The sequence below is a fragment of the Endozoicomonas sp. GU-1 genome (genome assembly GCF_027366395.1).
In the GTDB taxonomy this organism is placed as follows: Bacteria; Pseudomonadota; Gammaproteobacteria; order Pseudomonadales; family Endozoicomonadaceae; genus Endozoicomonas.
In genome coordinates this window covers 1,014,108-1,037,516 of the sequence record NZ_CP114771.1, presented here as the reverse complement: position 1 = coordinate 1,037,516, position 23,409 = coordinate 1,014,108, and the positions used below count along the sequence as shown (strand labels likewise).

At 49.0% G+C, this 23,409-nt stretch carries 19 protein-coding genes and 2 pseudogenes; 13 read left to right on the top strand and 8 right to left on the bottom strand.

The features are described 5' to 3' along the window. The first annotated feature begins 31 nt into the window (after window positions 1–31). Window positions 32–922: a DUF6625 family protein gene (locus O3276_RS04035; protein WP_269674483.1), complete on the top strand. Its 891-nt coding sequence runs from the start codon at window positions 32–34 to the stop codon at window positions 920–922. An 81-nt stretch (window positions 923–1,003) separates the two neighbouring features. Here the strand turns inward: O3276_RS04035 and O3276_RS04030 are convergent, their stop codons facing one another. Beyond that, complete coding sequence (locus O3276_RS04030) at window positions 1,004–2,104, bottom strand: glycosyltransferase (protein ID WP_269674482.1); 1,101 nt, start codon at window positions 2,102–2,104, stop codon at window positions 1,004–1,006. Between the two features lie 546 nt (window positions 2,105–2,650). Between O3276_RS04030 and O3276_RS04025 the strand changes: the two genes are divergently transcribed. Further along, window positions 2,651–3,820 (top strand): mannose-1-phosphate guanylyltransferase/mannose-6-phosphate isomerase, encoded by a 1,170-nt coding sequence (locus tag O3276_RS04025; RefSeq protein ID WP_269674481.1) that lies wholly within the window; start codon window positions 2,651–2,653, stop codon window positions 3,818–3,820. Window positions 3,821–3,873: 53 nt separating this feature from the next. On the opposite strand, the gene O3276_RS04020 is transcribed toward O3276_RS04025, so the two are convergent. Further along, window positions 3,874–4,308: a DUF29 domain-containing protein gene (locus O3276_RS04020; RefSeq protein ID WP_269674480.1), complete on the bottom strand. Its 435-nt coding sequence runs from the start codon at window positions 4,306–4,308 to the stop codon at window positions 3,874–3,876. Between the two features lie 351 nt (window positions 4,309–4,659). Here O3276_RS04020 and O3276_RS04015 point away from each other — a divergent pair, with 351 nt between their 5' ends. After that, window positions 4,660–5,154: a CvpA family protein gene (locus O3276_RS04015; RefSeq protein WP_269674479.1), complete on the top strand. Its 495-nt coding sequence runs from the start codon at window positions 4,660–4,662 to the stop codon at window positions 5,152–5,154. On the opposite strand, the gene O3276_RS04010 is transcribed toward O3276_RS04015, so the two are convergent. Together O3276_RS04010 and O3276_RS04005 are read right to left on the bottom strand one after the other, a co-directional pair. After that, complete coding sequence (locus O3276_RS04010) at window positions 5,155–5,553, bottom strand: type II toxin-antitoxin system VapC family toxin (RefSeq protein ID WP_269674478.1); 399 nt, start codon at window positions 5,551–5,553, stop codon at window positions 5,155–5,157. Beyond that, on the bottom strand, window positions 5,550–5,915 hold the full coding sequence (locus O3276_RS04005) for a type II toxin-antitoxin system Phd/YefM family antitoxin (RefSeq protein WP_269674477.1): 366 nt from the start codon (window positions 5,913–5,915) through the stop codon (window positions 5,550–5,552). The genes O3276_RS04010 and O3276_RS04005 overlap by 4 nt, the downstream gene beginning before the upstream one ends. A 239-nt stretch (window positions 5,916–6,154) precedes the next feature. Here O3276_RS04005 and purF point away from each other — a divergent pair, with 239 nt between their 5' ends. From purF to O3276_RS03985, 4 genes are all read left to right on the top strand, one after another. Further along, complete coding sequence (gene purF / locus O3276_RS04000) at window positions 6,155–7,657, top strand: amidophosphoribosyltransferase (RefSeq protein ID WP_269674476.1); 1,503 nt, start codon at window positions 6,155–6,157, stop codon at window positions 7,655–7,657. A gap of 245 nt (window positions 7,658–7,902) precedes the next feature. Further along, entirely contained in the window at window positions 7,903–8,067 is a 165-nt protein-coding gene (locus O3276_RS03995) for a hypothetical protein (RefSeq protein WP_269674475.1), read from the top strand. Between the two features lie 148 nt (window positions 8,068–8,215). Further along, complete coding sequence (locus O3276_RS03990) at window positions 8,216–10,429, top strand: hypothetical protein (protein WP_269674474.1); 2,214 nt, start codon at window positions 8,216–8,218, stop codon at window positions 10,427–10,429. Then, window positions 10,333–11,403, top strand: coding sequence for a hypothetical protein (locus tag O3276_RS03985; RefSeq protein ID WP_269674473.1), 1,071 nt, complete (start codon window positions 10,333–10,335; stop codon window positions 11,401–11,403). The genes O3276_RS03990 and O3276_RS03985 overlap by 97 nt, the downstream gene beginning before the upstream one ends. A gap of 141 nt (window positions 11,404–11,544) precedes the next feature. Here O3276_RS03985 and O3276_RS03980 read toward each other — a convergent pair whose 3' ends face one another. Next, entirely contained in the window at window positions 11,545–12,348 is an 804-nt protein-coding gene (locus O3276_RS03980; RefSeq protein WP_269674472.1) for a 5'-3' exonuclease H3TH domain-containing protein, read from the bottom strand. Window positions 12,349–12,502: 154 nt separating this feature from the next. On the opposite strand from O3276_RS03980, the gene O3276_RS03975 reads away from it, so the two are divergent. The 5 genes and pseudogenes from O3276_RS03975 to O3276_RS03955 all read left to right on the top strand — a co-directional run bounded on the left by O3276_RS03975 (window position 12,503) and on the right by O3276_RS03955 (window position 17,700). Then, window positions 12,503–13,711: an O-succinylhomoserine sulfhydrylase gene (locus O3276_RS03975; protein ID WP_269674471.1), complete on the top strand. Its 1,209-nt coding sequence runs from the start codon at window positions 12,503–12,505 to the stop codon at window positions 13,709–13,711. 57 nt (window positions 13,712–13,768) lie between these two features. Next, window positions 13,769–14,671 carry an AAA family ATPase gene (locus O3276_RS03970; protein WP_269674470.1) on the top strand — a complete coding sequence of 301 codons (903 nt, stop codon included), beginning with the start codon at window positions 13,769–13,771 and terminating at the stop codon, window positions 14,669–14,671. An 11-nt stretch (window positions 14,672–14,682) separates the two neighbouring features. Then, window positions 14,683–15,675, top strand: a complete 993-nt coding sequence (locus tag O3276_RS03965; RefSeq protein ID WP_269674469.1) for a DUF58 domain-containing protein — start codon at window positions 14,683–14,685, stop codon at window positions 15,673–15,675. Beyond that, window positions 15,668–16,629, top strand: a pseudogene (locus O3276_RS03960) (DUF3488 domain-containing protein); the annotation flags it as partial. The gene O3276_RS03965 and the pseudogene O3276_RS03960, both read left to right, overlap by 8 nt. Window positions 16,630–16,719: 90 nt before the next feature. After that, the gene (locus O3276_RS03955; RefSeq protein ID WP_442876585.1) at window positions 16,720–17,700 is read left to right on the top strand and encodes a DUF4129 domain-containing transglutaminase family protein; all 981 of its coding nucleotides are present in this window, start codon (window positions 16,720–16,722) and stop codon (window positions 17,698–17,700) included. 1 nt (window position 17,701) lies between these two features. On the opposite strand, the gene O3276_RS03950 is transcribed toward O3276_RS03955, so the two are convergent. From O3276_RS03950 to ppnN, 3 genes and pseudogenes are all read right to left on the bottom strand, one after another. After that, window positions 17,702–18,190: a YiiD C-terminal domain-containing protein gene (locus tag O3276_RS03950; protein WP_269674466.1), complete on the bottom strand. Its 489-nt coding sequence runs from the start codon at window positions 18,188–18,190 to the stop codon at window positions 17,702–17,704. Between the two features lie 79 nt (window positions 18,191–18,269). Next, a pseudogene (acnB, locus tag O3276_RS03945) lies at window positions 18,270–20,862 on the bottom strand (bifunctional aconitate hydratase 2/2-methylisocitrate dehydratase). A 265-nt stretch (window positions 20,863–21,127) separates the two neighbouring features. Then, window positions 21,128–22,504, bottom strand: coding sequence for a nucleotide 5'-monophosphate nucleosidase PpnN (gene ppnN, locus O3276_RS03940; protein WP_269674465.1), 1,377 nt, complete (start codon window positions 22,502–22,504; stop codon window positions 21,128–21,130). 373 nt (window positions 22,505–22,877) lie between these two features. Between ppnN and yfcD the strand changes: the two genes are divergently transcribed. Continuing rightward, entirely contained in the window at window positions 22,878–23,405 is a 528-nt protein-coding gene (gene yfcD / locus O3276_RS03935) for an NUDIX hydrolase YfcD (protein WP_269674464.1), read from the top strand. Window positions 23,406–23,409: the final 4 nt, after the last annotated feature.

The following is a 23,409-nucleotide window of genomic DNA, read 5'->3' as shown; positions in this document are numbered from 1 at the left end:
GTATTAATACTCTATAAGTTTAAGGTTTTGTGTGAATAGTATTGTAATCGTTATTCCATACTTTGGTCGGTGGCCTGAATGGTTTTCATTATTTCTTGAGTCGTGCAAGTGGAATCCAACTGTTAACTGGATTTTCTATACTGATTGTGAACCTCCTAAAGGGATTTATCCAAATGTTGAATTTTATAGTTTGTCTTTCAAAGAGTACAAACAGTTAGTTTCAGACAAACTGGGAATAAATTTCAATCCCGATAATCCTTACAAACTTTGTGATATAAAGCCTGCCCTTGGTTATATTCACGATCAAGAAATTGTTTCTTACCATAGCTATGGTTTTGGAGATATCGATGTTATATACGGCAATATAAGGGATTTTTATACCGATAAGATTTTGGAATATAATTGCATCTCATCTCATTGGGATCGCCTGTCAGGGCATCTTTGTATTTTTAAGAATACAGAGTTTATGAGGAATGCATTTCGTAAAATTGATAATTGGCAAGAGCTGATGGAGAAAAAGGAGCATATTGGTATTGATGAATCAAAATATTCCAAAGTGTTTCTTCGCCATAAAAAATACCCGAACTGGGCAAGACGCCTCTATAGCTTGGCTAGTTCGTATCAAAGAAATAATTACTTCAAAGAACAGTACAGTACAGTGTTATTTCCAAAGAATTGGTGGAATGGTTCCTGGGATCATCCTACTCGGTGGTATTGGAAGGAGGGTAAGTTAACAAACAGTGAAGATGGTGACAAAGAGTTTCTCTATCTTCATTTCATGAACTTTAAATCCAGTACGTGGTTGCACAAGTCACGTGGTGAAAAGGCATTTTGGGATGGGCAAACTAAAATAAATTTTGTACCTCACGGCTCAGAGTCAAAAGGATTTATCATTGACGAGACAGGGTTTCATCAGCCTTAAGACTTCTGTGCATCGTTAAAGCCTTAGGTGGAGGCTGACTGCACTCTAAGGCTTATGTGCATTCTTAACTAGATCATTAATTTATTTATATTTTTCCATAAATGGCTGTGCCCAGAATGCAGTTTTCACAGAAGCAGAAGTAAAATTTGCTGTGATTTTTTCATTTATTTTGAAAATGATTTGCTCCCTATGCTTCTGATTGAGAGCAAAGTACCTCTTCATGGCGTTCGACAGTCCTTGCTCATCGCCAATATCAAAAATCTCTCCAACACCTTCATTGGCCTCTTCATTACCATCACATCGACTTACTATGGATGGCAGCTCGGCTGCATAAGCCTCTAACAATGCAATAGGCAGACCTTCACGAACTGATGACAACAAAAAGCAATCCAATGCTTTTAAATAGCGATAAGCGTTAGGGATTCGACCTAAAAACTTCACTCGATTTTCGAGACCCAGGTCGTGTACTTGCTTTTTTAAAGCATCTTCCAGAGGACCTGCGCCTATGATGACCAGAGATGCTTCAGGTAGAACATCTTTGATCATGTTAAAGCCTCTGATCATTGTTGCCTGGTCTTTGTCGGCATGAAGCCTACCAACGGTTCCGAAAATAAACCCCTTTTCACCTATGCCTAACTCAGATCTTGCCTCATTTTGTTTTAGCTGCTCTTCCCTAACCCTTCCAAAGTCCAAGCTGTTGTAAAGGTATGAGATACTTTTCTTATCCATGAAGGGCAGGTAGTGTCTGATGTTATCCCGCACCGCCTTTGATACACCAAGCAAAGCTATTTGTTTGCGATGACGATAGACATAGATTCTGCGTGTTAACCGTCTGTAATCATCTCTTATATGGTGGATACCGATACAAAACAAGCCCTTTAAATGAGTGGCGATGTATAGGGCCTTATATCTATGGGCTATTGCAAATCTAAATTTATATTTCTCATTCAGTTTTTTTATATCTGAGATAGGGCCTTTTTTTAGCCCACGTATTTCTTTAGACTCATAGTCTAGAAAGATGACTTCGTGGGAGTTACAGGCACTGACAACTGAGCTATCTTCCTTACCTTTTATAAATACAGTGACTACTTTATAAGGGGTATTCTGGAACAATGATGCATATTGTGTAGCAACGCTTAAAAAGGGGGCTTTGTAGTCGTGGCAAAGTTGCAGAACATACATTGTATAACGACACCATCTGGAAATGACTGTTGACTTTTAATCATTGAGATTATCTATATCCAAGTATCACTAAAAATCTTCACTGAAAGCAGTGCTGATGAATAGACTATGGATGTGGCTTGTATGTATTTGATGTATACCATACTGTTTTCACACAAGAGTAAATCCTAACAATGATTATGTGCTAGAGGATATTATCAGGTTTGGTGTTTTGATCCCATGTAATTCTTCTTGTTGGGTTAAGATAACTTAGGCTAAATAAGTGCCTCTGAGATTGTGCTTTACTCAAGAAATTGCCAATGTAGTGGTCACAATGGTCTGAAGAGGAAGCAGAAAAGGCAGCGATGAGCACTCAATATGCGTCTGAAGCTCTCGCAGGATGCTTGGTTTCATGATTTTTACCTGAGCTTTCCTCCTAACCAGTTTACCCGCCCTGGAAAATTTTCACTGTGATAAGATACATGGGTTGTATCGGCAGAGTTGGATACGATGATGAAGGTCTTATATTTTTGAGCCTTGCTTTATAACTCACAACCCAAAACATCTATGAACTTAATACCTATAATAATATCCGGCGGTTGTGGCAGTCGCCTCTGGCCTCAGTCCAGGGCTCTGTATCCGAAGCAGTTTCTGCCACTGGTCAATGATCAGACGATGTTTCAGAGCACCGTGGCCCGGCTTGATGGTCTGGCTGCTGCGGGTGCTCCGGTGGTGATTGCCAATGAGGATCATCGTTTTCTGGTGGCGGAACAGCTTCGTCAGATGGGGCGTAGTGCCGAGGCGATTATTCTGGAGCCGGTGGGCAGGAATACGGCACCTGCGGTTGCTTTGGCGGCTTTAAAAGCTTTGGAGTACGGAGATCATCAGGAAGAGCCGGTGTTGCTGGTGCTGGCGGCGGATCATGTGATTCAGGATGAAAAGGTGTTTCATCGGGCGGTTGAGGCAGCGCTGCCGACGACAATGGAAGGTAAACTGGTGACGTTTGGTATTGTGCCTGCCCATCCGGAAACGGGGTATGGCTATATCAAGGTGGGTGACAAGTTAATTGGTAATCAGGGAATAGGTGATAAAACGACTGAGCCTGAACCCCCGACTCACAACACATCACTCACAACTATCTACTCTGTAGCAGAGTTTGTTGAGAAGCCGGATCAGGAGACTGCCCGGGGCTATCTGACTTCTGGTGATTATTACTGGAACTCCGGCATGTTTCTGTTTAAAGCTTCCCGTTATCTTGAGGAACTGAAGCAGTTCCGGCCAGATATTCTGGAAGCCTGTGAAAAAGCGATGATGGTTCAGAATCCTGACCTTGATTTTATCCGGCTGGATGAAGAAGCCTTCAGGGCATGCCCGGATGACTCTATCGACTATGCGGTGATGGAAAAAACGACGGATGCCGTTGTTGTTCCGTTGGATGCGGGATGGTCTGATGTTGGTTCCTGGTCTTCTCTTGCTGATATTTCTGAGCAGGATGAGCTGGGGAACTCGGTTCAGGGGGATGTTCTGCTACAGGATACTACCAATAGCTATGTACGCAGTGAGAAAAAGCTGATTGCCACGGTTGGGGTCAATGATCTTGTTGTGGTAGAAAGCGACGATGCCATTCTGGTTGCACATAAAGATCAGGTGCAGGATGTCAAGAAGGTAGTCGAGTCGCTCAAAGCCGCAGGACGACCTGAGGGGAATCTGCACCGGAAGGTCTATCGGCCCGTTTGAGGTGATTTCGTGGCATGAGTAACCAACAGCTTAGTTATTGTCCTTAATGGTGATCAGGGTTTGAAATCAGCATCGATCACCTCTTCAAACCGCCATGGGCACAGGTTCGGAAATGATGAGGTGGGTATCCCGGTTTCATCATGAGCATCTTCCACTGCATCTTCGTAGGCGAGAGGCAACATTTCAGGAATTTTTGACTTCAGGCCGGCGTTAGCCCTTAACAGTCGGCGTATCTGTTTTCTCTGTTCTTTGATGGTGCTTTCCCAGCTATGGCCGGTGAGTCGTTTGTCTGGTTGGTATTGCCATTTCAGCAGGTGCATCAGCAGTACTGTCAGACGGGATTGCAGCGCCCGGTAGTCACTTCGGCCCATGCCCTCGATTTCCTCAAGAATGTTATGAAGATCCAGTTCGGCTATTCGGCCACTGCGTATCAGTTCTGCCTGTTGCTGAGTCCAGCTGTAAAAGTCTGTCTGGTATAAATCCTTCATGGGGTGGGCTCCATTATTTCAGTCAGTGCAGAAAAGCGTTAATACCCGTACACCCTGTTCATCCTGAGGGCCTGTCGAAGGACCCATAGGGCCTAAAGGCGGAAACGCCGGACTCTGATAGATCGTGCCAAGCACCCTTCGACTCCGCTCAGGGTGAACGGAGATTCGACTTCGCTCAGGGTGAACGGAGATTGTACACGTCAAACTCATTGAAACCATGTACTAGCTGCTGCGCTATCTTACTGTCGTTAAAGAGAGTGTTTGCTGTATTATTGATCAGCCACAGAGTTATCGTGTAGTAAGACAGTCTCCAGCATAGCATGGTTCCATTATTTGTTAAGGAGTTAGGTATTGACTTTCACCTGGATCGACTGGCTGATCGCCGGTATTGTTATCATCTCCGCGCTTATCAGTTTAAAGCGCGGTTTTTTTAAAGAGGTTCTCTCCCTGTTGACGTGGCTGGCCGCTATTTTTGTTGCCTGGTCGTTTGGTGGTGCCCTGTCAGAGCGATTGACTGATTACATAGCCACTCCATCCGTTCGGGTAATGGCAGCCTGTGCCTTGCTGTTTGTGGCAACGCTGATGGTGGGTGCGCTGGTTAATCGTATTATTGCTGAACTGGTTCAGGCGACAGGGTTATCGGGGACTGACCGTATTCTGGGCATGGCGTTTGGTGGTTTGCGAGGCTGCTTACTGGTGACGATTCTCGTTGGCCTGATGACGCTGGCTCCCCTGGAGCAGGATCAGGCCTGGCAGCAGTCGGTGCTTTTACCCCATTTTATGCTGCTGGCTGACTGGTCCAAGCAGACAGTTTTTGATGTTATGGGGCCGTTGATGCAAAGCTGACTAACTGATGGTTTTTACATGAGAATAAGTCAGTATCTTCTCATCGGCAGTTATCAGTGGTGCGGCTAATGATCTGGATAGTGCGACAATAATCCGGTCTGCCGGGTCTTTATGGAACTGGCCAGGTAATCGGGTGGATTCAATGGCCACCTTGTTGCTTAAGGGTTCGAAATACAGTGAATCCACCTGCTGCGCCAATCCCAGCCAGGAATCCAGATCCATGGTCAGATTCAGACGACCTCTGTCGACCAGCATGGCGATCTCCCAGCTGGTGATGGTGGATACTATCAGGCAGCCGTTGTTTTTCTGTTCCTGTTCAATGGCATTACGTGCGGCTGTACTGAGTTTATGGCAGCCGGACAGCCACCAGATCAGGATATGGGTATCAAGGACGATCAATGGTTGGCCTCCCAGTCTTCATCGGCAACGGGGGCGGTTGGGTCATCATAGGAAAGTACCGATCCCCGCAGGGTTTCCATGGGTGTTTTTGATGTCCTGTGGCATGGCTCTGAGATTCCTGAATAAGGGCTGTCGTTAACCTCGACCGACGTATCGGTAATGCTCTTATCTACCTTTCCCTTTAATAACCCATGCCCCTTGTTATCTGCGGCTGTTGTATATGGCACCAGCCGCATGACCGGCTTTTTACGCTGGGTAATGATAATGTCGGCATTTTCTTCCAGAGCCAGGCGCACTAATTCCGAGAGCCTGGTTTTTGCTTCATGCATACCAACGGTTATCTGGTTTGAATCTTTTGTCATGGTGGGACTTTCTAGCTAATTAAACTAGATTAACCATAGTCACTGGTTCTGTATTGTGCAAAAACTTTTTAGCAGTTTGCTGGTCTTAAGGAAAGTTGTGGTTTTCGTAATCCACTGATTTAGCGTATTATCTCAGGCTCTCCGTTATCAGGGATAAACGGGTTTAAAGTGATTGAACAGGCAATTTTAATCATTAGTTCCGATAACGATATTAGCTGATCAATCCTGAGGATGAGTGCATGTGTGGAATTGTCGGTATTTCGGCAACGGTGAATGTTAACCAGCTGTTGTTCGATGCGCTGACTGTGCTGCAACACAGGGGGCAGGACGCTGCGGGGATGGTGACGCTTGATGAAGGTCGCTTTTTCCTGCGTAAAGATAACGGGCTGGTGAAGGATGTCTTTCGTACCCGTCATATGAAGCGGCTGAATGGCTGCTCCGGCCTTGGGCATGTTCGATACCCGACGGCGGGTACTTCCAGTTCAGCAGAAGCCCAGCCATTTTATGTTAACTCGCCTTACGGCATCGCTTTAGCCCATAACGGCAACCTGACCAATGCGGATGATATCAAACAGTCGTTGTTTGCCAGTGACCTCCGCCACATTAATACCCACTCCGACTCTGAAATCCTGCTGAATGTTTTTGCCCACGAACTGGCAAAAGAAGGTAAGCATAAACCGCTGGCAGAAGATATTTTCAACGCAGTAACCGGTGTTTACCAGCGCTGTGAAGGTGGCTTTGCTGTGGTGGCCCTGATTAATGGTCATGGCATGGTTGGCTTCCGGGATCCCCATGGCATTCGGCCGCTGGTCTATGGTAAGCGGGAGACTGAGAACGGTGCTGAGTATATGCTGGCGTCAGAATCGGTGGCCCTTGATGCCCTGGACTTTGAGCTGGTGGGTGATGTTGCTCCGGGAGAAGCCATTTATATTGATGAGCAGCGTCAGCTCCATACTTTCCAGTGTGTGCCCGGTAAACTCACTCCCTGCATGTTCGAGTACGTGTATCTGGCCCGCCCGGATTCCAGCCTGGATGGTATTTTTGTCTATCAGTCCCGTCTGCGTATGGGGCAGACGCTGGCCAATAAAATCCTCCGGGAATGGCCGGATCATGATATTGATGTAGTGATGCCCATTCCGGATACCAGTCGAAACTCTGCCCTGGAGATGGCAACCCGCCTGGGTCTGCCTTATCGGGAAGGTTTTGTTAAGAATCGATATATTGGCCGGACCTTTATCATGCCCGGTCAGGCTATTCGCAAGAAGTCTGTGCGGCAGAAGCTGAATGCCATTCATCAGGAGTTTGCCGGCAAGAATGTGCTGCTGGTGGATGATTCCATTGTCCGTGGCACCACCTGTGAGCAGATTATTGAGATGGCCAGGGATGCCGGGGCCAAAAAGGTGTATTTCTGTTCAGCGGCTCCTGCCATTCGTTATCCCAATGTATACGGCATTGATATGCCAACCCGGGAAGAACTGATTGCCCATGGTCGTACGGATCAGGAGGTTTGTGAACTGATCGGTGCTGATAAGCTGATTTTTCAGGATCTGGATGATCTTAAGAAAGCGGTTTCTTCTCTTAATCAGGCCATTGACGATTTCGATTGCTCCGTGTTTGACGGTTGTTATGTAGCCGGTAATATTGATGCTCATTATCTGGAGCAGCTGGCTTCCAGCCGGAATGATGATAGTCGTCAGGCGGAGAGTGATATTATTGATCTTCATAACGAAGGGGATCTTTGACTTGTTTTGCTTATCTTCCGGGGTTGTTCTATAACCTTGGAGGCCTCGTTGCCATGTTCTGAGGCTGTCTGAAGGCAGAAGAGAGTCTCTCCATGTAGGTCGGCTCCTCCGTGTGTGAGTGCGAACCGACCTTTCGCAGGGCGCGTTCTTCAGGCTTTAACGACACCTCAGAAGCGTGGGAACTAAGTACATTGTTTCAATGAATTTTCAACAAGACTGAATTCCAACGTCATCTGGAAGCTGCCATGCACGGTGCGGCTGATTTGGCGTGGGTAACCGGGCCACTTCTGGATCAGCGCAAAAAAATAACCAGTTTGTTTCTTACCTTGATAATTGATAGTTGGGATGCTTTGTTTAAAGCAACTGCGCACGGATCCAAAGCCCAGAAACTGGAATTTGATACTTCATAAGATTAAAGGATAGCCAGGGTTTCAGGGTTTAGAGATAGAGGTTTTCCTCCAGCTAAAGTAGCTGAAGGCTTTCTTTTTCTGTGAATATTATGAGTGCTTCTATGCACCTGCTTTAGAAATAAAAAAATCATATAGAAAGGAGTGAAAGTTGAATAGTGCTGGAAACAAAGGCGATATACGTCCCGAAACTGATAGCTCTTCGTCAACAAAAACCAGTTTCAAATCTAATAGCTGTAGTTGGTCAGCTTCAACAACAAAGTTTGACACCCTGCCGGTAACGGCTTTTGGCCATCGGACAGTCTGCGAATCGACCAGCAAGCTGCTGTCTCCTCACCCCAGAGAGGCTGAGCGACAAGAGCTACTTCGGATCGCTGGGAGTGGGCACCTGGCGTTTCGGCGAATTGAAGTGCATGTAGAAGAAGATTACTTAACTACCAAACGTGCACCAAGACCTTTCAGTCTGGCTCTGCCGGGGGAGATGGTACCCGTCGAGCCAGTGCCAGAAGCGTTAGGCAGGTACATAGTAGGTATCAGCGATCCGCAATGCCTGTTCGTCTACAAACGTGATCCATGGACTAAGCGTTTGCTGGAGGAGCCAGACATCACTCCGGATACACTGTCGAAAAAACTACTATCAGATCTGCAGTCATTGCACGACAAGCGTCGTGAGAATGCCAATCGAGTCAAATGGAGACTCTATCCTGATTGTTTCACCTCTGGACACCTTCGAGAAGATGGGACGTTCAGTTTACCTAAATTGAAAAACGGCGAATATAATCCCATATATGATTTCCCGGAACTGGTTCTCATTAACTACAGCAAGAAAGACATCCTATGTTTCTTTGTATACAAGGATAAAGAGACCAATATTTCTGATATCCTGCAGTATAAGCACCGTTGTGAAGAGGTATTGAATCGTGAATCCTTACCTTTGGTTGTTTATTGCCATCGCACAGGCTCTGTGGAGGTCTGTTTTGATGATGAGCTGGACAGTGAACACCTGGCCAATAATGAGCGTTCTCTGGATGAGTTTGCGTTCTCACAGAGCATAGACCTGGACAATTTCAGAGCCCTGTTAAACATGCTGCCAATGCCTGTACGGGCCCAGGCGCTGAGTTCAAAATTAACCGTCCCACCCGAGGTTATGCACAAATTACAACAGGCTATAGAGCTGGTGAGTGATCCCTGTTGTTACAGCTATGAAAGGCTTCTGGCATTGAAACAGGGTGGGTTGCCCATTGACCAGCGTTTTTTTCATAAGGTGGCTGTTAAATCTTTGCTTGATATTCTCCTGGATACCGAAGTATTCAGACACAACGGGTCCCTGGATTTTGGATGTACGAGAGAGGATGTGCTTAAGGGGCAGCCAATTCGGATTCAGCAGGGGGAAGAAGCTTACCGATTATTTCAGTTGCTTTTGCAAAGCGGGGCAAGGCTGACTCAATGGGGCCTGTGCCGCATCGACGGTATGGAACGGTTTTTGGAATATGTATTGCCAGTGAGCATATTCAATTGTTTAGTGGCTGCCTCTGCTCCATTTGAGTTTCTGACCCTGAAACATCTCAGACAACTACCTTTGACCGGCTGCCCGGGAAGCGTCTTTGAATTTGACCGTATCTGCCGGAGCAACAGTCCAGTGCAACAGCAGGAATGCCTGAAAGGGATATTACTTTATGTGGTTACTCTGCCAAATCCAACCCTCGAACATATTCAGTCCAACTTATTGGCTCTTTTTCATTACCAGGTTTCCCTGGAAAAAGACGTTCTGGATAGTCTTGAATTCCGTCTGAAGAGGTATCATTGCCGGAATGGCAAAAAGGTCATTGATGATCTCTCCGTAGATGATTATATCCACTGGCTTGAAGAACTGTACAAACAACGAAAAACGCATCCTTTCTACCAGAATTGGCCAGAACATGTCCGTCAGGCTCAGCAGGAAATAACAGATCTGAAACAATCTCTCGGTCTAAACGATTCTGTCACATTGGCGACACCCCTGGCAGCCGGAACACCAACAGCGTTGCAGTTTCTGGTGGACGCCTTCAGCAAACCCCCGGTCCTGCCTGATAATGCTGGCGATAATGAAAAAACCATCCTGAAGGTATTGCAGCATTATTACCGCCGTCCGGGGCCGGAACGGGTGATCAAGAGTCTTGGCAGACAAACCATGCCAACACAATGGAAACTGCAACACAGCTGCAGTCATGTCCTGCGGGCCAGGAATAACGGACACTGGTATATGGAATTGCTGGAGAAATTTAAGCAGTGTTCCCTGAGCAAAAAAGAAAAGAACTCCTGTCTCTGGCGATTATCTACCATGATGCGGCTGCCGAAGATGTCGACAAATCAGAGGAAGAAATAAGGTCGGCTGATTATTTCAAAAGAGACTTGGCAGGATACTACCCCGAACAGCTGCTGGAAGATATGGCACTGGCAATGATCAACAAGGAAAAAGATGTCGATGGTAGCGATGAGCCGAACCTGTCTGAGTCTGTGCGCTGGTATCTGCGCATATTACGCTTTGCGGATCGAATGGATATTATCCGTTGTTGCGGGGTTGGGGCTGATTTTCCCAGGATGATGGAGACTCAACCCTGGGGTTTTGATGCTACACGTCTTGACCTGCCAACGCAGTTACCCTGGAATTTTCGCTCAGGCTCTGGCAACCAGAGTGAATTTCAACGTCATCTGGAAGCCGCCATGCACGGTGCGGCTGATCTGGCGCGAATAACCGGGCAACTTCAGGATCAGCGCAAAAAAAACTACGCCCTGATCTACGGTCTCAACGACAATGGCGCAAAGATCTCTGAAAACTTTGAATGGACAACTGAGCCGGTGCGGAGAATGAACCAGTTTATTGACGACAATGTTCGCCGCAAAATTGCTCAGGAGGCCGGAATTATTGTCTGTTCAGACCCCAGTCACAAAACCTGCAAGGCTGATCAGAACAAAGGGATCACTTATGGTATTCATAACAGCTGGTATGATCTGGCGCAGGTGGCGATTCCAACCGGAATGACACTGCTGGAAAAGATGCAGTACCAACATGACCCATCGCTGCTGAGCCCGGCAACACAACAGGCACTGAAGCAAGAGGTGCAGCGTCTGAAGAGCAAAGGTATACGGATGAATACGGGCACCTTGAAGCAGGAAACACTGGCTTCGAAGGAAGCCCGAAAAGTGCTGAAACAACGGGGTATTGCCGTGGTCAGGGAGAAGCGTCGCTACTTCACCAACGATGACCTTCCGAGAGAACGGGAAATGCTGGTGCCAAAGAAGATAGCGAAGCCTGATGCTCAGAGCGCTTCGGCAGAGTGGGCCTGTAAAATCCTTTGATCTGGCTATGAAATGCAACTTCAGACAGCAGCAACCTGACGGAACTTTTCGCCAGCCAGTTACTCTAAAAATTATAACCCTTCGTCTCTCCAGTTCCGTTTTTCCGGGTTTCGCGACAGCGTCGGGACCCGGTGTGGTCGCCTAACCCTGAGTTGTCTCCTGGTATCGAAGGTCTTTCAAGCTCAACCCTAACTCCACATCATGCTGTAACGTTGCCAAACGTACTGATAACTCGGCTTGTTCTCTCTGCTCCAGCACCTTTTTCAGCGCACCTTTCACCTTTTCCCCATGTGCCACTTCAGGCTCGAATATCCCATGCAAACTGCCAAACCGGCTAAGTAGCTCAGTCGCGCCTTTCTTTCCTACGCCTTCCACACCGGGAACATCACCAACACCCGCCATACCCCAGTAGTCCAGTAACTTTTCAGGGGGGATGCCATACTCTGTGCACACAGAGGCACTGTCAAAATTCAATTTCTGGAAATGATCCCGCTGTGTGACCAGAGGGGAATGCAACAGCTGCCGGTATGTCTTATCCGTTGACAGAATCACCGTTTTGACATTGACGGCAATGGCCTTGTGGGTAATGGCCCCAATCACATCGTCAGCTTCTATGCCATTACGACGAAATGTCATTAATCCCATCTCGCGGAAAGCACTATTAAATTCAACCAGTCTCTGTCGTAAGACTATCGGCATCGGCTTGCGCTGCGCTTTATACTCTGGCAGAAGCTGATGTCGCCAGGTAGGAGGGTCGCCATCAAAGACCATCAGAATATGACTTGGGCTACACTCTTTGATGGCTCTATGCACGGATGACAGTGTTGCAGATAATGCCCCATCCACCTGTTGGTTGTCATCGGCCTCGGGCTCCCTTGAGGGAATGGCCGCATGGATGCGACGTATCAGGTTCAGAGCATCAATCAGAAGCAGTGTTGGTGCCATATTATCGGTTGATTCCAGCGGTGAGTATTTTCGTTTGACAATGATAACGGAAATTTGCTCAAAGCAGGCTGTGGAATTGTTCTGTGTTCTGGTATGTTAACGGACTGGCATAGGTATAAATTACAAAAAAATACGCGGTAATTCAGGAAGTTCCATGAATGATCATGATTTGACTGAGACTTTGGCATTTGCAACTCAGTCCATCCGGGCAGGCTCGTTTCGCAGTGATCAGCGTGAGCACAGTGAAGCCATCTATCTGAGTTCAAGTTTTGTCTATGACAGTGCTGCCCATGCTCAGGCAGTTTTTGCCGGGGATGAGCCGGGTAACGTCTATTCCCGTTATACCAACCCTTCAGTCCAGATGCTGGAAGCACGCATGGCGGTGCTGGAAGGCAGTGAGGTTGACGACGATATTACCGCCTGTGCCACGGCTTCTGGCATGGCCGCTATTCTTGGCACCTGTATGTCGCTGCTGAAAAGTGGTGATCATGTCGTTTGTTCCCGCAATGTATTTGGCACAACATTCACTGTCTTTGCCCGGTATTTTGCCAAGTTCGGTGTGCGAACCACATTTGTTGATCTGGTGGACTATCAACAGTGGCAAGAGGCGATGACACCACAAACCCGTCTTCTATTTCTGGAAACCCCTTCTAATCCATTGAGTGATGTGGCTGATCTTGAACGGCTGGCGGATATTGCCCACAGTAACGACGCCTTGCTTATGGTGGATAACTGCTTCTGTACTCCAGCCCTGCAACGTCCACTCTCTTTTGGTGCGGATCTGGTGGTGCATTCGGCCACAAAATACATCGATGGTCAGGGACGTTGCCTTGGAGGCATGGTGGTTGGCAGGAAACAGCTCGTGGATGAAGTCCACTTATGGCAGCGGTCTGCGGGGGCAACCATGAGTCCGTTCAATGCCTGGGTGTTTTATAAAGGGTTGGAGACGCTCTCTGTGCGTATGGACGCGCACTGTCGAAATGCTTCGGAATTGGCGCTCTGGCTTAGTCAGCATCCGGCTGTGGAGCGTGTTCATTATTCCGGGTTGAACTCCCATCCGGGCCATGAGCTGGCGAAAAAACAGCAGAAGGGTTCTGGTGGCGTGTTGGCCTTTGAAGTGAGCGGTGGTCGGGAGTCCGCCTGGAAAGTGATTGACAGTGTTCAGATTATGTCCCGTACTGCCAATTTGGGGGATACCCGGACCACCATCACCCATCCGGCAACAACAACACATTGTCGTTTGTCCGATGAAGACAAAATAAAGTCAGGCATTACTGAAAGCCTGGTTCGTGTTGCCGTTGGTCTTGAGAATATTGATGACCTGAAAGCCGATCTGGAAAAGGGACTCAGGCACTTGTTGTAAGCCCAGTGCTGTCCAGGGATGGAGCTCTTAATAAGAACAAAGCTGGAATCATGATTTATGAATTCAACGCTGCAGAACTCTCTGGACGCGCTGTCTGGTGTTATTCGGGGTAAAGACCGGGAACTTCGGTTGGCATTGTGCTGTATGTTAGCCCGGGGCCATCTGTTAATCGAAGATCTGCCTGGTATGGGGAAAACAGCACTGGCACTGTCACTGGCCCGATTGCTGGGGTTGGAGTATCAACGAATTCAGTTTACCAGTGACCTGTTGCCGGCTGATATTCTGGGCGTTTCTATTTTTGATCGGGCATCATCTGAATTCCAGTTCAAGCCGGGTCCTGTGTTTTCCCAGCTGCTGCTGGCGGATGAAATTAACCGCGCTTCACCCCGAACCCAGAGTGCACTTCTGGAAGCCATGGAAGAACGACAGGTGACCATAGACGGGCAGGGCAGATCGCTGCCTGAGCCATTTGTGGTGATTGCCACCCAGAATCCGTTGACACAACAGGGAACATTTCCACTGCCTGAATCGCAGATGGACCGCTTTTTGATGTGTATTCCCATGGGATACCCGGATACCGACTCAGAAAAAGCCATTCTCCGGGGTGAGGCCGGGCGATTTCTGGTCAGTCAGCTGGATCAGTCAGTGACACCAGAAGCGTTTCTGTTGATGCAACAGGAAGTCGATAACGTCCACGCCAGTGATCTCTTGCTGGATTATGTGCTGCGATTACTGAAGGCCACCCGTGAAGAGGGTTATTTTGCCGTTGGTTTATCCCCAAGGGCGGGTTTGGCATTGTTACAGGCAGCCAGGGCCTGGGCCTATATAGACGGCAGGGACTACCTGATTCCAGAAGATATTCAGGCCGTGTTTGTCCCGGTTGCCAGGCACCGGCTGACCATGCAGAAACAGGGTATATCGCCCGGTGAACTCCTTGCCCGTATTAATGCCATGGCTTGAGTGGTTCATCAATGAAAGACTCACTTGTTACTGCATCCCGGTGTCGGCTGAACCAGCGTTTTCAGCAGTGGGCTGATCAGCGCACACCCAGAGCAACCCGAATTCAGCTTAACCAGCGTCGTATTTATATTGTACCGACAGGCTCGGGATTTTTCTGGCTTTCCATGGTGCTGGTGATTTTTCTGGTGGCGGTTAATTACCGTAATTCACTGGCTTATGGTCTCTGCTTCTTTATGCTGAGCCTGTTTTTATTAGCCATTATTCATACGTGGCGTAATCTGGCCGGCATTACCCTGGTGGCCAAGAGGGCAGAAGCCGGATTTGCCGGTGAGCGGATACCGGTTTCGATAGAATGTCTCAGTGAACGGCGGCCGCGTTATTCTATTGCCATTGGTTGGCCGGATACCGTATCCGCTGTCGTGAGTTTTGACAGCGATCATGAGCAGGGCCTGCTTGCTCCGGCTGGATCGCGGGGATGGTTTCGGCCCGGGCGACTGCGTATAGAAAGTATTTACCCTTTGGGATTATGTCGGGCATGGAGCTGGGTTCGTCTGGATTTTCACTCGCTGGTTTATCCGGCTCCGGATGATCGATACCCGTTACCGGAGAATGAGACCACAGACTATGGTGAGCTGTCATTTATGACATCAGGTTCTGAAGAGTTTGCCGGATTCAGAACTTATCAGCAGACAGATACCTCTGCCCATGTTTTCTGGAAAGGCTATGCCCGAACAGGAGAGCTGCTGACCAAGCAGTTTGATCAGCCATCAGGCCGTGAACTCTGGTTTTCCCTGGATCAGGTGCCGGAAGGAGATCTTGAGCAAAAGCTTTCGGTGCTGACCGCCTGGTGTTTGCAGTGTGATAAGCAACAATATGCCTATGGTCTGGCACTGGCAGGGCAGCAACTGGCACCATTAACCGGTGAGGTACATTTAAAGCAGTGCCTGGAGATGCTGGCGTTGTATGAGTTGGATCAGGGTATGGCTGGAGGAATAAATGGATAGCCCGGCTGTTTCCCGTTATGCCACGCTCTGGCTCCTGGTGGCACAGGTTATGGTGGCATTGCCGGTGCTTGAAGTCCTGCCCATTGCGGTGCTTCCTCTACTGGTGCTTACCCTGATGTGGCGTGCACTGATCTGGTTTGGCAGAGGCTCCTGGCCATCAGATCTGTTAAGACGTCTTTTGGTTGCCATTTCCCTGGTCATCATCATTTCTTCCTCGGGTTGGCAGTTTTCACTGGAATTGGCTGTGACCTTCCTGGTGACCGGTTACGCGTTGAAAATGCTGGAGATGAAGACCCGCAGAGATGCGTTGGTGATCGCCTATATTGGCTTTTTTGTGGTGGGGGCCGGGGTGATTTATTCCCAGTCCCTGATGCAGGCGCTATACCAGTTATTGTGCCTGGGTGTGTTAGTCGCAGCGATTCATGCGATGTATTCGCCAACATCCAGCGCTTCCGCCAGTCTCTCCATAAAAGGCAGTCTTCGTTTTACCGGCCTTATTCTGCTGCAAGCCCTGCCTTTAACGTTGGCGCTGTTTATTTTGTTCCCCGTCTTGGTCCATTATGGGCAGTGCCCTGGCCTGAAGGAGAGGCTAAAACCGGGTTGTCTGACACGATGCAGCCAGGTGATGTAGCAAGGCTCAGCCAATCTTATGAGTTGGCTTTTCGGGCTCAGTTTACCGGTTCGGTACCACCGGCCAGAGAACGTTATTGGAGAACTCTGGTTCTTGATCAATACGATGGTGAGCAGTGGTGGCAAAGTGACCTGATACATTTATTGAACCAGTTTCCGGGAGAAATCAATGATGAGCGAGACTGGCAGGGTAGATTGCCAGTGATTGATGGCTGGTGGCAGGTTCAGCCAGGGCATTATAACTACGAGGTGTTATTGGAGCCCAATGGTCGACAGTGGCTTCCCGTTCTCGGGATGGCTGCCGAAGCGGTTCCGGAAACAACAGTTTTGAGAACCTTACGACTGGAAGCAGATAAGCCTGTTTTTGAACGACGCTTGTATCAGCCTGCGCAACAGAGCGTGGTTGCGAAGACGATGACTATGCCTTCCTGGTTGCTGGCTCTCAATAAGTCATTGCCTGATAGTGGCAACGCTCAGAGTCGTATGTTGGCGCAACAGTTGTTTGCCGAGTCTGGTCGGGATCCGGTTACCATGGGACGGCGGGTAATGGACTATTTCAATCAGGAGCCTTTTTACTACACCCTGTCGCCACCTTTGATGGAGAAGAATGAGGTCGATCAATTTCTGTTTGTCCATCGCAGAGGGTTTTGCGAGCACTATGCCAGCAGCTTTGTGTTTATGATGCGCTCGGTGGGGATACCAGCACGCATCGTGACCGGTTATCTCGGCGGGGAGTACTTACCCGAAGAAAAGGTGGTCAGAGTACTTCAGCGAGATGCCCATGCCTGGGCGGAGATTTGGGTTGAAGGGCAGGGGTGGATTCGATTTGACCCTACCGCAGCGGTAGCGCCGGAGCGTATTGAGCTTGGCATTGATGACATGATTGAGCAGGGTGGATTGTTGCAGGGGCAGATTCCTTTGGCTTATCGTTTGGGTCAAACAGGCTTTTTCAAGTCGGTTCGACAGGGTTGGGAGCGACTTGAGTACCGCTGGCAGAAGTCTGTGGTGCAGTACCAGCAGGAAAAGCAGCAGTCTTTTATGAAGGAATTGTTTGGTACATCATCCTTTTACTGGCAGCAGATTGGTGTGCTCGGTGCATTATTAGCGCTGTTTCTTCTGCTTTTTGGGGTCTTTGCGCTCTTTCAAAGGCCTGCACTCAATCCTTATCAAAAGCTCTGGTTACGACTGGAACGCAAGCTGGTTGCCAAGGGTTTTGAACGCCAGGCAGGGGAAGGGCCTAAAGATTTCGCATTGCGAGTAAACGCTGAAAATGATGCGTTGGGTGTACAACTATTATCGATTGTTGATCTCTATATTCAGTCGGCTTACTCGGGACGGGTGAAATTGGATAAACCGTTGCTTGATCGGTTGAGAAAAATGATCAAGCAACTGTAAGTTACTCAGGCATCGCCACATAAATGCCTTTGTAGGTTGCGATGTTTGTGGATGACTGCTCTTCTTTCTCTGTTGAATATAATTCAACCGTTAATTCCAGTTTGGCATTGCGGTGCTCATTCAAACGATCAAAAAACTTGTTGGGAACCACGGCACTGCAATGGGCTGATATGTGGCCTTTGCCGGGAGCATGGTAAGTCAGTTGAGAATCGGCAATAACGGCAGCGCAGTCCTTTACATGTGTTCTGGCGTGAAGGGTGGTAAACAGCCAGCCACAGATGGTGGCCAACGCGGCAATACTGCCCCCAAAAGCGGTTCCTTTATCGTTGATATTGGGTGCCAGTGGGCAGCTGATCACTAATTCTCCATTCTTGAACTGATCAAAACTGACTTCCATAGTTTTCAGCAGAGGGATGTTGTCTTTTATCCAGGTGATAAGTTCTGGTGTAAAAAGGGATTCTGGTGTTGCCGTGTCCATATTGCAGGCCATCACTGTATCTAAATAACTATGATAAAAATAAAAAGCCCCTGAAAACAGGGGCTTTTGTGTCGATTAACGCAGCGGTTTATCAGCTGGCTTTGGCGATAATATCGTCAGCAGCCTTTTGATACGACTCTACCTGGTCAAAGTTGAGGTAGCGATAGACGTCACTCGCCATAGAGTCCAGGTTGCTGGCGTATGCCATATACTCTGCCACGGTCGGGATTTTGCCAAGAATGGCACCGACAGATGCCAGTTCAGCAGAACAGAGGTATACGTTAGCGCCATCCCCCAGACGGTTAGGGAAGTTACGGGTAGAGGTAGAGAGTACGGTTGCGCCTGGTTCTACCCGTGCCTGGTTACCCATACAGAGTGAACAGCCCGGGATTTCGGTCCGCACACCGTTGTCGTTGTAGATGTTGTAATAGCCTTCTTCTTCCAGCTGTGCCTTGTCCATTTTGGTGGGAGGCGACATCCAGAAGCGGGTCTTCAGTGGATCATGGTTCTGCTCCAGCAGTTTTCCGGCCGCACGGAAGTGGCCGATATTGGTCATACAGGAGCCCAGGAATACTTCATCGACCTTGTCACCGGCAACATCCGACAGTGTACGGGCATCGTCCGGGTCGTTTGGCGCACAGAGAATGGGTTCCTTGATGTCTGCCAGATCGATTTCGATTACCTCAGCGTATTCCGCATCGGCATCCGCACGCATCATGGTTGGGTTGGCCAGCCACTCCTCCATCTTACGGGCACGGCGTTCCAGAGTACGGGCATCACCATAACCTTCACTGATCATCCAGCGCAGCATGGTGATGTTGGACTTCAGATATTCAGTGATGGACTCTTCAGACAGGGTGATGGTACAGCCGGCAGCAGAGCGCTCAGCAGAAGCATCGGAGAGCTCAAAGGCCTGTTCAACGGTGAGGTTTTCCAGGCCTTCAATTTCCAGTACGCGGCCGGAGAAGGCATTTTTCTTACCTTTCTTCTCGACGGTCAAAAGGCCTTGCTTGATGCCGTAGAGTGGAATGGCGTGCACCAGATCACGCAGGGTAATGCCCGGCTGCATTTCACCTTTGAAGCGAACCAGAACAGACTCAGGCATATCCAATGGCATAACACCGGTTGCCGCCGCAAATGCTACAAGGCCTGAACCTGCAGGGAAAGAGATGCCCAGCGGGAAACGGGTGTGGGAGTCACCACCGGTACCCACGGTGTCTGGCAGCAGCATGCGGTTCAGCCAGCTATGGATGATGCCATCACCAGGGCGCAGGGCGACACCGCCCCGGTTCATGATGAAGTCCGGCAGGGTGTGGTGAGTTTCCACGTCCACTGGCTTTGGATAGGCGGCAGTGTGGCAGAAAGACTGCATAACCAGGTCAGAAGAGAAGCCCAGACAGGCCAGATCTTTCAATTCATCACGGGTCATTGGTCCGGTGGTGTCCTGAGAACCGACAGTGGTCATTTTGGGCTCACAGTACTGGCCAGGACGAACACCGGGCACACCGCAGGCTTTGCCGACCATTTTCTGGGCCAGCGTGAAACCATGGGTTGATTCTTTAGGGGGCTGCGGGCGACGGAATATGTCGGAATGGCCCAGATCCAGCGCCTCACGAGCCTTGTCCGTCAGTCCACGGCCAATGATCAGGTTGATACGGCCACCGGCCTGTACTTCGTCAAGAATAACGTCGGATTTGAAGGTGAACTCAGACAGAACTTCCCCGGACTCAGAGAGGATCTTGCCATCGTAGGGGCGAATTTCGATAACATCACCCATGTTTAACTGATCCACCGGGGCTTCAAACACCAGGGCACCGGCATCTTCCATGGTGTTGAAGAAAATAGGGGCTACCTTGCTGCCAATGCAGATACCGCCAGCACGCTTGTTGGGCACACCGGGGGATATCATCACCAAAGAACCACAGTACCGAGTTGGTGGCAGACTTACGGGAAGAGCCGGTACCGACAACGTCACCCACGAAAGCAACCGGCAGGCCTTTGCTCTTGATGGCTTCAATTTGCTCAAGCGGGCCGGTAACGCCGTGTTCTTCAGGCTCAAGACCATCACGGGTCATCTTGTAGGCAGCACGAGCATGCAGTGGAATATCCGGGCGAGACCAGGCGTCAGGGGCAGGGGACAGATCATCGGTATTGGTTTCACCGGTCACCTTGAATACCGCCACCTTGATGGTTTCAGGCACAGCATCACGCCCGGTAAACCATTCTGCTTCAGCCCAGGATTTCAGCACGGCCTGGGCATTGGCATTGCCATCTTTGGCTTTTTCTTCCACATCGTGGAAAGAGTCAAACACCAGCAGGGTTTTTTTCAGCTGTTCAGCGGCAAGTTCACCCAGCTCGGTGCTGTCCAGAAGGGCTATCAGGGTTTCGATATTGTAACCACCCAGCATCATGCCCAGCAGCTCAACGGCTTTCTTGCTGTCCACCAGTGGGGATTCAGCTTCGCCCTTGACGAGGGCGGAGAGGAATCCGGCTTTTACATAGGCTGCTTCATCAACGCCGGGGGGAATACGATTTTCAAGGAGGTCCAGAATATATTGTTCTTCACCGGCTGGTGGATTTTTCAGCAGTTCAATCAGGCCTGACACCTGTTCTGCATTCAGCGGCTTTGGTGGGACACCTTCTTGGGCACGCTCTTCGACGTGTTTTCTGTAGGCTTCTAACACGAGTTCTACCCTCATCATCTGTGGCAGGCTCTTGGGCGATCCTTCGACAAACCTTTATGATCTTATGGGTCCGTCAGACGTTCCAAGGAAATCTTTACCAGTAGCACTGGTGGCGCGGGCAGTATAGCGAAAGGTGCCTGTCAAGTTAAGTAAAGACCGTAATAGCCACTATTTTTTCTGTGAATGGCTGTTTCGGTATTTGTGATTTACGCAGGCAGCATCTGAAGAAGCCGAAATGGCCTCTTCAGGTGGAATTGACAAAAAGTCAGGATTCTATGATTTCGTAGCAGGGCTGGTAGTGGCTTCCGGGCAGTTTCATCCGGTGCTGATCAACAAACGATTGCAGAAGGTTGTCCATCTGTTGCATCAGGCCCGGTTCACCACTGAGTTTATAAGGGCCATGCTCACGAATCAGGTTTACACCGTCTTCCTTGATATTTCCGGCAACAATGCCCGACATAACACGACGGAGGTTGGCTGCCAGCTGGTGGGCCGGGAGATTGCTGTGCAGTTCCTGGCTGGCCATGTTTTCATGGGTGGGCTCGAAAGGCTGCTGGAACTCCTGGTCAATCTTTAACAGCCAGTTAAAGTAGTAGGCATCCCCGTGTCGACGACGGAAGCGGGTTACTTTTTCCAGGCCCCGGGCCATGATCGTGGCAACCCTGGCTGGATCATTGACGATGATCTGGTACTTTTCCTGCGCCTCTTTGCCCAGTGTATTGCCAATGAAGTTGTCAATCTGTTCAAAGTAAGCTTCCGACCCGGCGGGACCTGTCAGGATCATGGTCAGGGGAATGTCTTTATTGTCCGGGTGCAGGAGAATACCGATCAGGTAAAGAATCTCTTCACAGGTTCCCGGTCCACCCGGAAACACAATGATGCCATGCCCCAGACGGACAAAGGCTTCCAGGCGTTTTTCGATATCGGGCAGGATAACCAGCTCATTGACAATCGGGTTAGGAGACTCGGCAGCAATAATGCCAGGCTCGGTCAGGCCAATAAAACGACCATGACTGATCCGTTGCTTGGCATGGCCAATGTAGGCACCTTTCATCGGCCCCTTCATCGCACCGGGACCGCAGCCGGTACAGATATTCATTCTTCTGAGGCCCAGCTGATAACCGACCAGTTTCGTGTATTCATATTCATCACGGCCAATGGAGTGTCCACCCCAGCAGACCACGATATTGGGCGTCTGTTTGGTGATAAAGGCGTTGGCATTTCTGAGTACCTCAAACACCAGGTGGGTGATGTCGGATGAACTTCCGTGATCGAAACGCTTGTCGCTGGTGATCAGGGACGAAACATAGAGAATATCCCTGAGCACGGAAAACAGGTTTTCCCTGACACCCCGGATCAGTTTTTTATCAGCAAATGCAGATGCGGGTGCATTGATCAGTTCAAGTTTCAGTCCTCGGTGTTCCTGAACAATGCGGATATCAAATTCGGAGTAGGTTTGTAACAGCTCTTCTGCGCTGTCACCTTCCATCTCATCACTTAACACAGCCAGGGCGCACTGACGGAACAGGCGATGCAGGCCAGCTTTGGTATTATCCTGAAGAATATTGACTTCCCGGCTGGACAGTACTCGCATGGAGCCTACCGGGTTAACAATGGCGGAGACTACATTAGGTTTACTCATTATGCCCCCTTAAAGGATGGTGTTCGGTGTCTGACAGCATTTTTTAGGTGGTTATGGCAGTAATGGATGCTGGTCAGGACAAAAATATATTTAACTAACTATCGGATCCTGTGGGTTGAAATCGAGTGAAAATTACCGTTTTTACTGATTGAGAAAATTAAAATTCCTATTGCAATAAGCAAATTATACCGGTTTTGGTCGCTTATGATCAGTCTTGACGGAATGATGCCGCTCTGACAAATTGGCAGAGATGCCACAAACGCCTTTGCCTTTTTGTTGAATGTTGACTGGTATTTTCTGTTTTCGATTACCAATAGCTTGATATAAGATGTTGCCACAATAATAAATGAATGACAGATAACAGGAGATCTCGATGCCTGGTCAGCAAGAGGTGGAAGCGTCTGTGGAAAGCGTGGTGGTGGTTGATGACCATAATTTTGTTCTCGGGTCCGTTCCCAGGGGGAAGATGCGAGAAGAAGCACTTTGCCACAGGGCAACCTATATTTTTGTCTTCAATTCAGCAGGGCAGCTGTATGTTCAGGAGAGGACCCTGAATAAGGATATTTATCCGGGCTACTTTGATCCCGCTACAGGGGGCGTGGTTACCGAAGGGGAAAGCTACGATCAGGCGGCTGAACGGGAGTTGGCTGAGGAGCTTGGTATCGAGAATGTGCCCATCACTTCGCATTTTCACTTTTTTTTCCATAATGATGATTGTCAGGTCTGGGGCAGGGTCTACAGCTGTTATTATGATGGTCCTTTGACCCTGCAAGAAGAAGAGGTTGCCAGTGTGGTGCTGGAATCACCGGACGAGGTGCTGGCGAACCGCAACCACCGCAATTATACGCCAGACAGTCTGGTTGCTCTTGAGAGGCTGGTTCACTGTCTCAAAACATTCTGATGTA

Bases quoted from the DNA above. Each gene is read 5' to 3' on its own strand.
- O3276_RS04030 (WP_269674482.1), bottom strand. From the start codon at position 2,104: ATGTATGTTCTGCAACTTTGCCACGACTACAAAGCCCCCTTTTTAAGC.
- O3276_RS04025 (WP_269674481.1), top strand. From the start codon at position 2,651: ATGAACTTAATACCTATAATAATATCCGGCGGTTGTGGCAGTCGCCTC.
- O3276_RS04020 (WP_269674480.1), bottom strand. From the start codon at position 4,308: ATGAAGGATTTATACCAGACAGACTTTTACAGCTGGACTCAGCAACAG.
- O3276_RS04005 (WP_269674477.1), bottom strand. From the start codon at position 5,915: ATGACAAAAGATTCAAACCAGATAACCGTTGGTATGCATGAAGCAAAA.
- purF (WP_269674476.1), top strand. From the start codon at position 6,155: ATGTGTGGAATTGTCGGTATTTCGGCAACGGTGAATGTTAACCAGCTG.
- O3276_RS03995 (WP_269674475.1), top strand. From the start codon at position 7,903: ATGCACGGTGCGGCTGATTTGGCGTGGGTAACCGGGCCACTTCTGGAT.
- O3276_RS03980 (WP_269674472.1), bottom strand. From the start codon at position 12,348: ATGGCACCAACACTGCTTCTGATTGATGCTCTGAACCTGATACGTCGC.
- O3276_RS03975 (WP_269674471.1), top strand. From the start codon at position 12,503: ATGAATGATCATGATTTGACTGAGACTTTGGCATTTGCAACTCAGTCC.
- O3276_RS03970 (WP_269674470.1), top strand. From the start codon at position 13,769: ATGAATTCAACGCTGCAGAACTCTCTGGACGCGCTGTCTGGTGTTATT.
- O3276_RS03965 (WP_269674469.1), top strand. From the start codon at position 14,683: ATGAAAGACTCACTTGTTACTGCATCCCGGTGTCGGCTGAACCAGCGT.
- O3276_RS03955 (WP_442876585.1), top strand. From the start codon at position 16,720: ATGACTATGCCTTCCTGGTTGCTGGCTCTCAATAAGTCATTGCCTGAT.
- O3276_RS03950 (WP_269674466.1), bottom strand. From the start codon at position 18,190: ATGGCCTGCAATATGGACACGGCAACACCAGAATCCCTTTTTACACCA.
- ppnN (WP_269674465.1), bottom strand. From the start codon at position 22,504: ATGAGTAAACCTAATGTAGTCTCCGCCATTGTTAACCCGGTAGGCTCC.
- yfcD (WP_269674464.1), top strand. From the start codon at position 22,878: ATGCCTGGTCAGCAAGAGGTGGAAGCGTCTGTGGAAAGCGTGGTGGTG.